Origin of the sequence: Solwaraspora sp. WMMA2080, assembly GCF_027497395.1 — a bacterium.
In the GTDB taxonomy this organism is placed as follows: Bacteria; Actinomycetota; Actinomycetes; order Mycobacteriales; family Micromonosporaceae; genus Micromonospora_E.
Genome location: NZ_CP114910.1, coordinates 5,105,957 through 5,120,721, shown reverse-complemented (window position 1 = coordinate 5,120,721; position 14,765 = coordinate 5,105,957). Strand labels below are relative to the sequence as shown.

At 68.5% G+C, this 14,765-nt stretch carries 14 protein-coding genes and 1 pseudogene; all 15 read right to left on the bottom strand.

Annotation, left to right across the window (positions count from 1 at the left end; genetic code table 11):
• Positions 1-3 precede the first annotated feature (3 nt).
• Complete coding sequence (gene rpsC / locus O7543_RS23365; RefSeq protein ID WP_123606143.1) at positions 4-870, bottom strand: 30S ribosomal protein S3; 867 nt, start codon at positions 868-870, stop codon at positions 4-6.
• Positions 871-968: 98 nt separating this feature from the next.
• A pseudogene (gene rplV / locus O7543_RS23360) lies at positions 969-1,424 on the bottom strand (50S ribosomal protein L22); the annotation flags it as partial.
• Positions 1,425-1,461: 37 nt separating this feature from the next.
• On the bottom strand, positions 1,462-1,743 hold the full coding sequence (gene rpsS / locus O7543_RS23355; RefSeq protein WP_123606145.1) for a 30S ribosomal protein S19: 282 nt from the start codon (positions 1,741-1,743) through the stop codon (positions 1,462-1,464).
• A gap of 17 nt (positions 1,744-1,760) precedes the next feature.
• On the bottom strand, positions 1,761-2,600 hold the full coding sequence (gene rplB, locus O7543_RS23350; RefSeq protein ID WP_281551891.1) for a 50S ribosomal protein L2: 840 nt from the start codon (positions 2,598-2,600) through the stop codon (positions 1,761-1,763).
• 12 nt (positions 2,601-2,612) lie between these two features.
• A complete protein-coding gene (gene rplW / locus O7543_RS23345; protein ID WP_278173680.1) occupies positions 2,613-2,915 on the bottom strand; it encodes a 50S ribosomal protein L23 in 303 nt (100 codons plus the stop codon).
• Positions 2,912-3,571: a 50S ribosomal protein L4 gene (gene rplD / locus O7543_RS23340; protein WP_281551892.1), complete on the bottom strand. Its 660-nt coding sequence runs from the start codon at positions 3,569-3,571 to the stop codon at positions 2,912-2,914. The genes rplW and rplD overlap by 4 nt, the downstream gene beginning before the upstream one ends.
• The gene (gene rplC / locus O7543_RS23335) at positions 3,568-4,233 is read right to left on the bottom strand and encodes a 50S ribosomal protein L3 (protein ID WP_281551893.1); all 666 of its coding nucleotides are present in this window, start codon (positions 4,231-4,233) and stop codon (positions 3,568-3,570) included. The genes rplD and rplC overlap by 4 nt, the downstream gene beginning before the upstream one ends.
• A 10-nt stretch (positions 4,234-4,243) precedes the next feature.
• Positions 4,244-4,552, bottom strand: coding sequence for a 30S ribosomal protein S10 (gene rpsJ, locus O7543_RS23330; RefSeq protein WP_007073037.1), 309 nt, complete (start codon positions 4,550-4,552; stop codon positions 4,244-4,246).
• A 402-nt stretch (positions 4,553-4,954) separates the two neighbouring features.
• Complete coding sequence (tuf, locus tag O7543_RS23325; protein ID WP_281551894.1) at positions 4,955-6,148, bottom strand: elongation factor Tu; 1,194 nt, start codon at positions 6,146-6,148, stop codon at positions 4,955-4,957.
• Between the two features lie 187 nt (positions 6,149-6,335).
• Positions 6,336-8,432: an elongation factor G gene (fusA, locus tag O7543_RS23320; protein ID WP_281551895.1), complete on the bottom strand. Its 2,097-nt coding sequence runs from the start codon at positions 8,430-8,432 to the stop codon at positions 6,336-6,338.
• A gap of 67 nt (positions 8,433-8,499) precedes the next feature.
• Positions 8,500-8,970, bottom strand: coding sequence for a 30S ribosomal protein S7 (gene rpsG / locus O7543_RS23315; protein WP_278112081.1), 471 nt, complete (start codon positions 8,968-8,970; stop codon positions 8,500-8,502).
• 1 nt (position 8,971) lies between these two features.
• On the bottom strand, positions 8,972-9,346 hold the full coding sequence (gene rpsL, locus O7543_RS23310; protein WP_123606153.1) for a 30S ribosomal protein S12: 375 nt from the start codon (positions 9,344-9,346) through the stop codon (positions 8,972-8,974).
• 483 nt (positions 9,347-9,829) lie between these two features.
• Positions 9,830-10,204, bottom strand: coding sequence for a hypothetical protein (locus O7543_RS23305; protein ID WP_281555729.1), 375 nt, complete (start codon positions 10,202-10,204; stop codon positions 9,830-9,832).
• A 213-nt stretch (positions 10,205-10,417) separates the two neighbouring features.
• Positions 10,418-10,783 carry a hypothetical protein gene (locus O7543_RS23300; RefSeq protein ID WP_281551896.1) on the bottom strand — a complete coding sequence of 122 codons (366 nt, stop codon included), beginning with the start codon at positions 10,781-10,783 and terminating at the stop codon, positions 10,418-10,420.
• An 82-nt stretch (positions 10,784-10,865) separates the two neighbouring features.
• The gene (locus O7543_RS23295) at positions 10,866-14,753 is read right to left on the bottom strand and encodes a DNA-directed RNA polymerase subunit beta' (protein WP_281551897.1); all 3,888 of its coding nucleotides are present in this window, start codon (positions 14,751-14,753) and stop codon (positions 10,866-10,868) included.
• Positions 14,754-14,765: the final 12 nt, after the last annotated feature.

Sequence of the window (14,765 nt, the reverse complement as noted above, 5' to 3'; positions counted from 1 at the left end):
CTGTCAGCCCTCCTGCGCTGAGCTGTCCGCTCCGGCCGAAGCGGCCGGAGTGGCCGGCGCGGCATCAGCCGGCGCGGCACTGCTGGTCGTGGTCGACGGGCCACCGGAGATCTCCGCGGCGGCCGCCCGGCCAGCCTCGGTACCACCGGCGGTCGTCCCGCTGGAGCCGGAACGCCCGCGACGGGGCCGGTCCGGCCGCTCCCGGCGGGGACGGCTGGGCGCCTCGGCCGGAGCCTCCCGCCCCGGGACCGCGTCGCCCTTGTAGATCCACACCTTGACGCCGATCCGGCCAAAGGTGGTCCGGGCCTCGAAGAAGCCGTACTCGATGTTGGCCCGCAGCGTGTGCAGCGGCACCCGACCCTCGCGGTAGAACTCGGTACGGCTCATCTCCGCACCGCCGAGCCGGCCGGAGACCTGCACCCGGATGCCCTTGACGATCGGGTTCTTCATCGCCGACTGCATGGCCTTACGCATCGCCCGCCGGAAGCTGACCCGGCTGGCCAACTGCTCGGCGACGCCCTGCGCGACCAGCTGTGCGTCCGACTCGGGGCTCTTCACCTCGAGGATGTTGAGCTGCACCTGCTTGCCGGTGAGCTTCTCCAGCTTGCCCCGGATCCGGTCCGCCTCGGCGCCCTTACGGCCGATGACGATGCCCGGGCGGGCGGTGTGGATGTCGACCCGGACCCGGTCGCGGGTCCGCTCGATGTCGACCTTGGAGATACCGGCCCGCTCGAGGCCGCTGGACATCATCCGGCGGATCTTGACGTCCTCGGCGATGTAGTCCTTGTACAGCTTCTCCGCGTACCAGCGCGACTTCCAGTCGGTCGAGATGCCGAGCCGGAACCCGTGCGGGTGAACTTTCTGACCCATTACTCGGCACCCTCCGTGCTGCTCTGCTTGCCGCCGGCCGGCTCGTTCGCGGTCGCGCCGCCCTGCGCCGTGCTCTCGGTCTGCTCCACGGCCGCCGGCTGCGCGTCGGTCGTCGCCGCCTCGGCCGGCTGGGCCTGCTTCGCGGCCTTCGCCGGCTGCGCCTTGGTCGCCCGCCGCGTCGGCTTCGCCGCGGCGACGGCCTCCACCGCGATGGTGATGTGGCAGGTCCGCTTGCGAATCCGGTACGCCCGGCCCTGCGCCCGCGGCCGGAACCGCTTCAGCGTCGGACCCTCGTCCACGAACGCCTCGCTGACCAGCAGCGCGTCGGGGTCCAGCTGCTCGTTGTTCTCGGCGTTGGCGATCGCGCTGGCCAGGACCTTGTACACCTGCTCACTGGCGGCCTGCGGCGCGAACTGCAGGACGGTGAGTGCCTCCTTCGCGGGCAGACCGCGGACGAGGTCGACCACCCGACGCGCCTTCATCGGCGAGATGCGCACGTACCGCGCAACCGCCCGCGCGCCCGGAAGCACCGGAGCGTCGCCCTTCACTGGCATCGCTGTAACCCCTTGATCCTCTATCCGTGCCCGCGACTCAGCGCCGACGGCTCTTGCGGTCGTCCTTCTCGTGACCCTTGAAGGTGCGGGTCAGGGCAAACTCGCCGAGCTTGTGCCCGACCATCGACTCGGTGATGAACACCGGGACGTGCTTGCGCCCGTCGTGCACGGCGATCGTGTGCCCGAGCATCTCCGGGGTGATCGTCGAGCGCCGCGACCAGGTCTTGATGACGTTCTTGGAGCCCTTGTCGTTCTGCGTCTCCACCTTCTTCATCAGGTGGTCGTCGACGAACGGGCCCTTCTTCAGGCTGCGAGGCATGTGCTACCAGACTCCTTCTAGCCGCGCTTGCGGGTGGCGTAGCGGCGGCGGACGATCAGCCGGTCACTCGGCTGGCCCTTACGACGGGTCCGGCCCTCCGGCTTGCCCTTCGGGTTCACCGGGTGGCGACCACCGGAGGTCTTGCCCTCACCACCACCGTGCGGGTGGTCGACCGGGTTCATCGCGACGCCACGGACGGTCGGGCGCTTGCCCTTCCACCGCATGCGGCCCGCCTTGCCCCAGTTGATGTTTGACTGGTCGGCGTTGCCGATCTCACCGATGGTGGCCCGGCAGCGCACGTCGACCCGGCGGATCTCGCCGGAGGGCATCCGCAGCGTCGCGTAGGCACCCTCCCGGCCGAGCAGCTGGATGCCGGTGCCGGCCGAGCGGGCCAGCTTGGCACCGCCACCCGGTCGCAGCTCCACACCATGGATGGTGGAACCGACCGGGATGTTGCGCAGCGGCAGGTTGTTGCCGGGCTTGATGTCGGCGCCGGGGCCGGACTCAACGGCGTCGCCCTGCTTCAGGTCCTTCGGCGCGATGATGTAGCGCTTCTCGCCGTCGGCGTAGTGCAGCAGCGCGATCCGTGCGGTCCGGTTCGGGTCGTACTCGATGTGCGCGACCTTGGCCGGTACGCCGTCCTTGTCGACCCGCTTGAAGTCGATCAGCCGGTACTGGCGCTTGTGTCCACCGCCGTGGTGCCGGGCGGTGATCCGGCCGTGCGTGTTCCGACCGCCCTTCTTGGGCAGCGGCACCAGCAACGACTTCTCCGGTGTGGACCGGGTGATCTCGGCGAAGTCGGCGACGGACGAACCACGGCGGCCCGGCGTCGTCGGCTTGTACTTACGGATTGGCATTGTCTACACCCCTCAGCTGACCGGGCCGCCGAAGGCCTCGATACGGTCACCGTCGGCCAGCTTCACCATCGCCCGCTTGGTCGCCTTACGCTGACCGAAGCCGGTCCGGGTGCGCTTGCGCTTGCCCTCGCGGTTGAGCGTGTTCACGGTCAGCACGCGGACGTCGAAGATCTGCTGGATCGCGATCTTGATCTGGGTCTTGTTGGCGTCCGGGTGGACCAGGAACGTGTACCAGTTCCGGTTGAGCTCGGCGTAGCTCTTCTCCGAGACCACCGGCGCCACGATGATGTCGCGCGGGTCGGCAATCGTGCTCACTTGTCGCCCTCCTCGGTCTGCGCCGGAACACCGAGGAACTCGTCGAGAGCTCCCTTGGTGAAGACCACGTCGTCGGCGACCAGCACGTCGTACGTGTTGAGCTGACCCACTTCGATGAGGTGCACCAGCGGCGTGCTGTTGCGCAGGTTGCGCAGCGACAGCCAGTTGAGCTCGTCGGTCGCGCTGAGCACGACCAGCACCCGCTTGGCGGAGCTGACCTTGCGCAGCGTGGCCAGCGCACTCTTGGTCGACGGCTGCTCACCGGTGACGAACGCCTCCACGACGTGCAGCTGCCCGGAGCGCGCCCGGTCGGAGAGGGCACCGCGCAGCGCGGCGGCCTTCATCTTCTTGGGGGTCCGCTGGCTGTAGTCGCGCGGGACCGGGCCGTGCACCACGCCACCGCCGGCGAACTGCGGCGCGCGGATCGAGCCCTGCCGGGCGCGGCCGGTGCCCTTCTGCTTGTACGGCTTCTTGCCGCCGCCGGCGACCTCGCCACGGGTCTTGGTCTTGTGGGTGCCCTGCCGCGCGGCGGCGAGCTGGGCGACCACGACCTGGTGCATCAGGGCGATGTTGGCCTGTACGTCGAAGACCTCGCCCGGCAGGTCGACGGTGCCGCTCTTGGCACCCTCGGGGTTGATGACGTCAACGGTCGTCATTTGGCGGCACCGCCCTTCTTCGCCTGCGCCTTCGCCGCGCTGCGGACCAGGATCAGCGCGCCGGCCGGACCCGGGATGGCGCCCTTGACGAGCAGCAGGTTGCTGTCCGGGTCGACCGCCTGCACGGTGAGGTTCTGCACGGTGTAGCGCACGCTGCCCATGCGGCCGGCCATCTTGACGCCCTTGAAGACGCGTCCCGGGGTCGCGCAGGCGCCGATCGAGCCGGGCGAGCGGTGCTTACGCTCGACACCGTGGCTGGCCCGCAGGCCGTGGAAGCCGTGCCGCTTCATGACACCGGCGAATCCCTTGCCCTTGGTCCGGCCGGTGACGTCGATCCGGGCACCCGGCTCGAAGGCCTCGACGGTGATCTCCTGACCCAGCTCGTACTCGCTGGCGTCCGTGGTGCGCAGCTCGACCAGGTGCCGCCGCGGCGCCACGCCGGACTTGGCGAAGTGACCGGATTCCGGCTTGTTCACCTTGCGCGGGTCGACCGCGCCGAACGCGAGCTGGACCGCGGAGTAACCGTCCTTGTCGGCGGTCCGCACCTGGGTCACCACGCACGGGCCGGCCTGCACCACCGTCACCGGGACGACCCGGTTGTTGTCCCAGACCTGGGTCATGCCGAGCTTGGCGCCCAGGATGCCCTTCACTTGCCTGTCCATTGTCCGGTCCCTACAGCTTGATCTCGATGTCGACGCCAGCCGGCAGGTCGAGGCGCATCAGCGAATCGACCGTCTTCGGAGTCGGGTCGATGATGTCGATCAGACGCTTGTGCGTGCGCATCTCGAAGTGCTCGCGCGAGTCCTTGTACTTGTGCGGCGAACGGATGACGCAGAAACGGTTGATCTCAGTGGGCAGCGGCACCGGGCCTGCGACCTGAGCGCCGGTGCGCGTCACCGTCTCGACGATCTTCCGCGCCGAGGAGTCCACGACCTCGTGGTCATAGGCCTTGAGCCGGATGCGGATCTTTTGTCCCGCCATGGTGGCTTCTGTTCCTTCTCTCTCCGCCCGCAATGGAGCCCGCTCGCCGGAGCGGATGCCGCCGGTCGGACCCCGGCGCTGCCGTTTCATTTCGGTGTCCGACCCCCGCGGTCGGGCGTGTCGCAACCGCTGACCAGGCTCCGCCCCGGGACTCCGGAGCGATCTGGCCCCACGCGGAGACGATCCCCACCGCTGAGGTCTTGGGCACCGGGCCAGGCCGGCGGCACCCCGGTCGACGACACGGCGAAAGCCGTGCGCTGCCGAACAGTGCGGGTGCCGCGGCAGATCTGCCCCGGACGCCGTGCGAGGGTGGCTGACTGCCGGGCAGCCAGCCACCCTACGCGGACGCAACCTGACTAGTATGCCGTACCGAGGTACGGCAAGGCCAATCGGGCTACCAGTTCACTTGATGATCTTGGTGACCCGGCCGGCGCCGACGGTGCGGCCACCCTCCCGAATCGCGAACTTCAGGTTCTCCTCCATGGCGATCGGCTGGATCAGCTTCACGCTCATCGAGGTGTTGTCACCGGGCATGACCATCTCGGTGCCCTCCGGCAGCGTGACCACACCGGTCACGTCGGTGGTCCGGAAGTAGAACTGCGGACGGTAGTTCTGGAAGAACGGGGTGTGCCGGCCACCCTCCTCCTTGGAGAGGATGTAGACCGTCGCCTCGAACTCCGTGTGCGGGGTGGTGGTACCCGGCTTGATGACCACCATGCCGCGCTCGACGTCCTCGCGCTTGATACCACGCAGCAGCAGACCGACGTTCTCACCGGCCCGCGCCTCGTCGAGCAGCTTGCGGAACATCTCGATACCGGTGCAGGTGGTCTTCATCGACTTCTCGCGGATGCCGACGATCTCCACCTCCTCGTTCGGCTTGAGCACGCCACGCTCGGCGCGACCGGTCACCACGGTGCCCCGACCGGTGATCGTGAAGACGTCCTCGATCGGCATCAGGAACGGCTTCTCGGTCTCCCGCTCGGGCTGCGGGATCGCGGTGTCGACCGCGTTCATCAGCTCCATGAGCTTGTCGGACCACTCCTCGTCGCCCTCCAGCGCCTTCAGCGCGGAGACCCGAACCACCGGCAGGTCGTCGCCCGGGTACTCCTGGGCCGACAGCAACTCACGGACCTCGAGCTCGACCAGCTCGAGCAGCTCCTCGTCGTCGACCATGTCGCTCTTGTTGAGCGCCACGACGATGTACGGGACGCCGACCTGACGGGCCAGCAGCACGTGCTCGCGGGTCTGCGGCATCGGGCCGTCGGTCGCCGCGACCACCAGGATCGCGCCGTCCATCTGCGCGGCACCGGTGATCATGTTCTTGATGTAGTCGGCGTGCCCGGGGCAGTCGACGTGCGCGTAGTGCCGCGCCTCGGTCTGGTACTCGACGTGCGCGATCGAGATCGTGATGCCGCGGGCCTTCTCCTCCGGCGCCTTGTCGATCTCGTCGAACGGCGTGTACGGGTTGAGGTCCGGCATCCTGTCGTGCAGGACCTTGGTGATGGCCGCCGTCAGCGTCGTCTTACCGTGGTCGATGTGACCAATGGTGCCGATGTTGACGTGCGGCTTAGTCCGCTCGAACTTCGCCTTCGCCACTGGTGTCCTCCTGTGGACTTCTTGGTTCGTACGCCCGGCGCGCCGTTCGGCGCTTAGGACTCTGTCGACAGCCTTTCCGGTCCGGTGTCGGCGACCGGGAAGTGCTCGGGTCTTGCGGCGGTCACGCCTTCAGGCCCGGTATGCAGCTCGCCCGAGACGGGCCGGGGAGGGTCAGCTCCCCGACCCGTTACTCGCCCGTCGCCTTCGCGATGATCTCCTTCGCCACGCTCTGCGGCACTTCGGCGTAGGAGTCGAACTGCATGCTGTAGCTCGCCCGGCCCTGGGTCTTCGACCGCAGGTCGCCGACGTAGCCGAACATCTCCGACAGTGGCACCAGGGCACGGACGACGCGGGCTCCGCCGCGCTCCTCCATCGCCTGGATGATGCCACGCCGGGAGTTGAGGTCGCCGATGACGTCACCCATGTTCTCCTCGGGAGAGGTGACCTCAACGGCCATCATCGGCTCGAGCAGCGCAGGATCCGCCCGACGGGCGGCCTCCTTGAGCGCCATCGAGCCGGCGATCTTGAACGCCATCTCGGACGAGTCGACCTCGTGGTACTGCCCGTCGACCAGGGTCAGCTTGACCCCGACCAGCGGGAAGCCGGCGAGGATGCCGTACTGCATGGCGTCCTGGGCACCGGCGTCGACCGACGGGATGAACTCCCGCGGCACCCGGCCACCGGTCACCGCGTTGGCGAACTCGTAGGTCGGCGCCTCGTTGTCCAGCGGCAGCGGCTCGAGACTGATGATCACCCGGGCGTACTGGCCGGACCCACCGGTCTGCTTCTTGTGGGTGTACTCGACCTTCTCCACCTTCCGGCGGATGGTCTCCCGGTACGCCACCTGCGGCTTGCCGATGTTGGCCTCGACGTTGAACTCGCGGCGCATCCGGTCGACCAGGATGTCCAGGTGCAGCTCGCCCATGCCGGCGATGACCGTCTGCCCGGTCTCCTCGTCGTTCTTGACGCGGAAGGTCGGGTCCTCCTCGGCCAGCCGCTGGATAGCGGTGGAGAGCTTCTCCTGGTCGGCCTTTGTCTTGGGCTCGATCGCCACCTCGATGACCGGCTCCGGGAACGTCATCGACTCCAGGATGACCGGGTTCGCCGGGTCGGACAGGGTGTCGCCGGTGGTGGTCTGCTTCAGGCCCTGGACGGCGATGATGTCGCCGGCGATCGCGGTCGCCCGCTCCTCACGCTTGTTCGCGTGCATCTGGTAGATCTTGCCGATCCGCTCCTTGCGGTCCTTGGTGGAGTTGATCACCTGGGACCCGGAGTCCAGCGTGCCGGAGTAGACCCGTACGTAGGTCAACTTACCGAGGTGCCGGTCGGTCTGGATCTTGAACGCGAGGCCGGAGAACGGCTCCGTCGTCGACGGCTTCCGCAGCATCGGGGTCTCGCCGTCCGTCGCGGTGCCCTCGATCGCCGGCACGTCCAGCGGCGACGGCAGGTAGTCGACCACCGCGTCCAGCATCGGCTGGACGCCCTTGTTCTTGAACGCCGAACCGCACAGCACCGGGTTGCCCTTGTCGGCGAGGGTGGCCCGGCGGATCGCCGCCTTGATCTCCTCGACCGACAACTCCTCACCCTCGAGGTACTTCTCCATGATGGAGTCGTCCACGTCGGCGAGGGTCTCCAGCAGCTTCTCCCGCCACTCGGCGGCCGAGTCGGTGAGGTCGGCCGGGATCTCCTCGACCGCGTAGTCCTCACCCTTCATCGTCTCGCCACGCCAGGTGAGCGCCCGCATCTCGACCAGGTCGACGACACCGATGTGGCCGCTCTCGAGGCCGATCGGGATCTGCAGCACCAGCGGGGTGGCGTTGAGCCGGTCGACCATCATCTGCACGCAGCGGAAGAAGTCGGCCCCGGTCCGGTCGAGCTTGTTGACGAAGCACATCCGGGGGACCTTGTACTTGTCCGCCTGCCGCCACACGTTCTCGGTCTGCGGCTCCACGCCGGCCACGCCGTCGTAGACTGCGACCGCCCCATCGAGCACCCGCAACGACCGCTCGACCTCTACCGTGAAGTCGACGTGGCCCGGCGTGTCGATGATCTGGATCGTGTGGCCCTTCCACTCACACTTGGTGGCGGCGGAGGTGATGGTGATGCCCCGCTCCTGCTCCTGTTCCATCCAGTCCATGACGGCAGCGCCCTCGTGGACCTCACCGATCTTGTACGTGATACCGGTGTAGAACAGGATCCGCTCAGTGGTCGTGGTCTTACCGGCATCGATGTGCGCCATGATGCCGATGTTGCGTACCTTGGCGAGCGCGTCTACGGCGGCCACTTCAATCCCTACTTCGTCTCGTCGTCGACTGTGTCTGCGCGGCTATGCCGGCGGGCATGACAGCGGCCTACCAGCGGTAGTGAGCGAAGGCCTTGTTGGACTCCGCCATCTTGTGGGTGTCCTCGCGGCGCTTGACCGCCGCGCCGAGACCGTTGCTCGCGTCCAGCAGCTCGTTCATCAGCCGCTCGATCATCGTCTTCTCCCGGCGGGCCTTGGAGTACTGGACCAGCCAGCGCAGCCCGAGGGTGGTCGCCCGGGACGGGCGGACCTCGACCGGCACCTGGTACGTCGCGCCACCGACCCGGCGGCTGCGGACCTCCAGGGTCGGCTTCACGTTGTCCATGGCGCGCTTGAGGGTGACGACCGGGTCGGTGCCGGACTTCTCCCGGCAGCCCTCCAGGGCGCCGTAGACGATCCGCTCGGCGAGCTGACGCTTGCCCCGCAGCAGGATCTTGTTGACCAGCTGGGTCACCAGCGGGGAGTTGTACACCGGGTCCGCGACCAGGGGACGACGCGGAGCAGGGCCCTTACGCGGCATCTCAGCTCTTCTCCTTCTTCGCGCCGTAGCGGCTGCGAGCCTGCTTGCGGTTGCGGACACCCTGGGTGTCCAGCGAACCGCGGACGATCTTGTAGCGGACGCCCGGGAGGTCCTTTACCCGGCCGCCGCGCACCAGCACGATGGAGTGCTCCTGCAGGTTGTGGCCGACGCCGGGGATGTAGGCGGTCACCTCGATCTGGCTGCTCAGCTTCACCCGAGCGACCTTGCGCAGCGCGGAGTTCGGCTTCTTGGGGGTGGTGGTGTACACACGGGTGCACACGCCACGACGCTGCGGGCTGCCCTTGAGCGCCGGCGTCTTGGTCTTGCTCGTCTTGTCCTGGCGGCCCTTGCGGACCAGCTGCTGGATCGTTGGCACCGGGTTCCTTTGCTCCCTCCGGCCGCACGGGCGGCCGCACTTTTCCTCAGCCGCCCCGCAGGCCGACTCTCCTACACTCCGACCGGCCACCCGACAGGGCACCGACACCCGCGGTCGGGCGTGTCGCCCGCACGCGGACCCGGCCGTCAGCTGTCAACCACCGGAATCTGCACTTCGCCGTTGCGCTGCCCGTTGACCATCGACCCAGATCGGGCCGCCGGCCCGGATCGGGCGCACGCACGACTTGCCCGGGCAGGCCGGGCACAAGAGGGTAGAGTACCCACCACGCGCGCGCAGGTCAAAACGGCGGCACCGAACTCCTGACCCCGGCTTCGCAATCTCGGAACCCGAACCCCGGACTCGGATCGGCCGTCTGTCTGCTCCGCCCGCAGCGGACCGCTCCGATCACCAAGTGTACCGGTTCGCCCGGGTGCCGGCCCGGCGGGCGGCGTACTGGCCCCAGCCGGATGCTCCTACCGATGGTCAGGCGGCGACCAGCAGGAGCGCGACGGCGAAGCTGAACAGGGTCACCGCCAGCCCCACCCCGCCGCAACTGATCCCGGCGATCGCCAGACCGCGGCCGGTGAACCGCACCGCCGGCGGTGGCGCGGTCTGCCGGACCTGGCGCAGCCCGAGCAGGCCCAGACCGACGGCTGCGGCCCCGAAGGCGACACCGAGCAGGGTGAACGCCCCGGCAGCCCAACCGCCCCAGCCGCCGTCTGCGCCGGCCATGCCCAGGCAGCCGACGGTGAACGACACCAGCACCGAGATGACCCCGGCGATCAACGACGTCACCGCCAGGCCGGACACCACCGGCGGTACCTCCAGGTGCACCAGCCCGAAACTCGTGCCGGGCACCGGCTCCACCCGCCGTGGCGACAGCCGTCCCTCCGGCGGTGGCGGGGCCACCGGTCGGGCACCGGGCGGCGGCCCGGCCGGCGACGTTGCGGTCCCGTACCCCGGGAACTGGGTCACCTGCGCTCCTCCTCGTCCTGCGACCGGCCCAGCCGGTCGTCCGTGACCAGCCGGTGACTCGACCCGGTCGCCCGGGCCGACCGGGTGCCGCAGCGGTCAGTCGATGCCGGGGTCGAAGTCCTGTCCGACCGGACCGGTGGCCCAGTCGAAGATGCCGAGTACCAGCGCCAGGGTCAGCGTCACGACGGCGAGGAGCAGGCCCGTCCAGGCCAGCCGTTCGCCGCGGCGCAGCCAGCCCGTCCCGGTCAGGTAACCCCGCGACGAGTACGCCTCCCGGCGTGCCTGGTTGGCCAGCAGCAGCGCCACCACGGCCGGCACCACGCCGCCGACCAGCAGCCCGGTGAGCGCCGCGACCAACCCGAGCGCGAAGACGGCTCCGGCCTTGGTGGACCGCACCGGGTCGGGGTCCGCCGGATGCCGTGGCGTCGGGTGCGCGGCCTGGGGCACCGGGGTCACCTGCACGGTGCCAGCCTACAAGCTGAAGGCGCCTGTCCCACCGCGGTCGCGGTGGGACAGGCGCCCGGACAGTCGTACCTGCCGCTGATCAGCGGTAGGAACCGAAATCGAAGTCGTCCAGCGGTACGGCCTGCCCGCTGGCCGGCCCGAACCCGTAGTCGGTCTCCGGGTAGCCGGTCATCGAGTAGACCTTCGCCTTCGCTTCCTCGGTTGGCTCGACCCGGATGTTGCGGTACTTGCTGATGCCGGTACCGGCCGGGATGAGCTTACCGATGATCACGTTCTCCTTGAGGCCGATCAGCGAGTCGCTGCGGGCGTTGATCGCCGCGTCGGTCAGCACCCGGGTGGTCTCCTGGAAGGAGGCCGCCGAGAGCCAGGAGTCGGTGGCCAGCGACGCCTTGGTGATACCCATGAGCATCGGCCGACCGGCGGCGGGCTCGCCGCCTTCGGAGACGAGCCGGCGGTTCTCCGACTCGAAGACCGCGCGGTCGACGAGCACACCGGGCAGCAGTTCGGTGCCGCCGGAGTCGATGACCGTCACCCGCTTGAGCATCTGCCGGATGATGATCTCGATGTGCTTGTCGTGGATCAGCACACCCTGCGAGCGGTAGACCTCCTGGACCTCCTGGGTCAGGTGGACCTGGACCGCCCGCGGGCCGAGGATCCGCAGCAGTTCGTGCGGATCGATGGTGCCCTCGGTGAGCTTCTCGCCGACGGTGACGTGGTCACCGTCGTGCACCCGCAGCCGGACCCGCTTGGAGACCTTGTCGTGGACGATCTCGTCGCTGCCGTCGTCCGGGATGACGACGATCTTCCGGGACCGTTCGCCGTCCTCGATCCGCACCCGGCCCGGGGTGTCGGCGATCGGCGCCTTGCCCTTCGGCACCCGGGCTTCAAAGATCTCCTGCACCCGGGGCAGACCCTGGGTGATGTCCTCACCGGCGACACCACCGGTGTGGAAGGTCCGCATCGTCAGCTGGGTGCCCGGCTCACCGATCGACTGGGCGGCGATGATGCCGACCGCCTCGCCGATGTCCACCGTCTTGCCGGTGGGCAGGGAACGCCCGTAGCAGGCACCGCAGACGCCCAGCTTGGACTCGCAGGTGAGCACGCTGCGTACCCGCACGTTCTCCACCCCGGCGGCGACCAGCTTGTCCACCAGGATCGAGTTGAGGTCCGCGCCGCGCTCGACCACGACCTCGCCGTCGGCGCCCTTGATGTCCTCGGCGAGGGTCCGGGCGTGCACGCCGGTCTCGGCGAATTCGTGCACCACCAGCTTGCCGTCGAGCCGCTCACCGACCTGCATGGTGATCGCCCGGTCGGTGCCGCAGTCCTCCTCGCGGATGATGACGTCCTGCGACACGTCGACCAGTCGACGGGTCAGGTAACCGGAGTCGGCGGTCCGCAGGGCGGTGTCGGCGAGACCCTTACGGGCACCGTGGGTGGAGATGAAGTACTCCAGTACCGACAGACCCTCCCGGTAGCTCGACTTGATCGGCCGCGGAATGATCTCGCCCTTCGGGTTCGCCACCAGGCCACGGATCGCCGCGATCTGGCGCAGCTGCAGCAGGTTGCCTCGAGCACCCGAGTGGATCATCTTCCACAGCGGGTTCTCGTGCGGCAGCGAGGTCTCCAGGTCCTTGGCGATCTCGTTGGTCGCCTTGGTCCAGATCTCGATCAGCTCGCCGCGCCGCTCTTCGCCGGTCATCAGACCACGCTGGTACTGCTTGTCGATCCGGGCGGCCTCCGCCTCGTACCGCTCCAGGGTCTCCTGCTTGTGCGGCGGTGCGACGACGTCCTGCATGCCGATGGTCACACCGGACCAGGTGGCCCAGTGGTAGCCGGCCTCCTTGAGCCCGTCCAGGGTCGCGGCGAGGGCCACCTTCGGGAACCGCTCGGCCAGGTCGTTGACGATCGCCGACAGCTGGCTCTTGCGGACCTCGTAGTTGACGAACCGGTAGCCGACCGGCATGACCTCGTTGAACAGCACCCGACCGAGGGTGGTGTCGACGATCAGCGGCGTACCCGGCTGCCACTCCTCGGGTGCTACCCAACGCGACGCGCCGGCGCCGTTGTCGACCTCGACCACGCCGTGCAGCCGGATCCGGACCGGCGACTGCAGGTGCAGTTCGCCGTTGTCGAACGCCATCCGGGCCTCGGCGTCCGAGCTGAACACCCGGCCCTCCCCGATCAGGCCCTCGGTCCGGTGGGTGAGGTGGTACAGCCCGATGATCATGTCCTGGGTCGGCATGGTCACCGGCTTGCCGTCGGACGGCTTGAGAATGTTGTTCGACGACAGCATCAGGATCCGGGCCTCGGCCTGCGCCTCGGCCGACAGCGGTACGTGCACCGCCATCTGGTCACCGTCGAAGTCGGCGTTGAAGGCGGTGCAGACCAACGGGTGGATCTGGATCGCCTTGCCCTCGACCAGCTGCGGCTCGAACGCCTGGATGCCCAGCCGGTGCAGGGTCGGTGCCCGGTTGAGCAGCACCGGGTGCTCGGAGATGACCTCTTCGAGCACGTCCCACACCACCGGCCGCTGCCGCTCGACCATCCGCTTGGCGGACTTGATGTTCTGCGCGTGGTTGAGGTCGACCAGCCGCTTCATGACGAACGGCTTGAACAGCTCGAGCGCCATCTGCTTGGGCAGACCGCACTGGTGCAGCTTCAGCTTGGGACCGACGACGATGACCGACCGGCCGGAGTAGTCGACCCGCTTGCCGAGCAGGTTCTGCCGGAACCGGCCCTGCTTGCCCTTGAGCATGTCGGACAGCGACTTCAGCGGACGGTTACCCGGGCCGGTGACCGGCCGGCCGCGACGACCGTTGTCGAACAACGCGTCGACGGCCTCCTGCAGCATCCGCTTCTCGTTGTTGACGATGATCTCGGGTGCGCCCAGGTCGATCAGCCGCTTGAGCCGGTTGTTCCGGTTGATCACCCGGCGGTACAGGTCGTTGAGGTCGCTGGTGGCGAACCGGCCACCGTCGAGCTGCACCATCGGGCGCAGGTCCGGCGGGATCACCGGTACGCAGTCCAGGACCATGCCCCCGGGCGAGTTCCGGGTGCTGAGGAACGCGGCGACCACCTTGAGCCGCTTCAAGGCCCGGATCTTGCGCTGGCCCTTGCCGCTGCGGATGATCTCCCGCAGGTTGTCCGCCTCGGCGTCCAGGTCCATGTGCTGCAGCAGGGTCTTGATCGCCTCGGCGCCCATCCCGCCGGTGAAGTACTCACCGAACCGGTCGCGCAGCTCCCGGTACAGCAGCTCGTCGGTGACCAGCTGCTTCGGCTCCAGCTTGCGGAAGGTGTCCAGCACCTCGTCGAGCCGGTCGATCTCCCGCTGCGCCCGGTCGCGGATCTGGCGCATCTCCCGCTCGCCGGACTCCTTGACCTTGCGGCGTACGTCGGCCTTGGCGCCCTCGGCCTCCAGCTCGGCCAGGTCGGCCTCCAGCTTGGCGGCCCGCTTCTCGATCTCCGAGTCGCGGCTGTTCTCCGACTGGCGCTTCTCCGCGAAGATCTCGTTCTCGATCGTCGACATGTCGCGGTGGCGCGCCTCGGCGTCGACCCCGGTCACAACGTACGACGCGAAGTAGATGATCTTTTCCAGGTCCTTCGGCGCCAGGTCGAGCAGGTAGCCGAGCCGGCTCGGGACGCCCTTGAAGTACCAGATGTGGGTGACCGGGGCGGCGAGCTCGATGTGCCCCATCCGCTCACGACGGACCTTGGATCGGGTCACCTCGACGCCGCACCGCTCACAGATGATGCCCTTGAAGCGGACGCGCTTGTACTTGCCGCAGTAGCACTCCCAGTCCCGCTGCGGGCCGAAGATCTTCTCGCAGAAGAGCCCGTCCTTCTCCGGCTTGAGGGTGCGGTAGTTGATCGTCTCGGGCTTCTTGACCTCGCCGTGGGACCACTGACGAATGTCGTCGGCGGTGGCGAGACCGATGCGCAACTCGTCGAAGAAGTTGACGTCGAGCACGTTTCGTGTCCC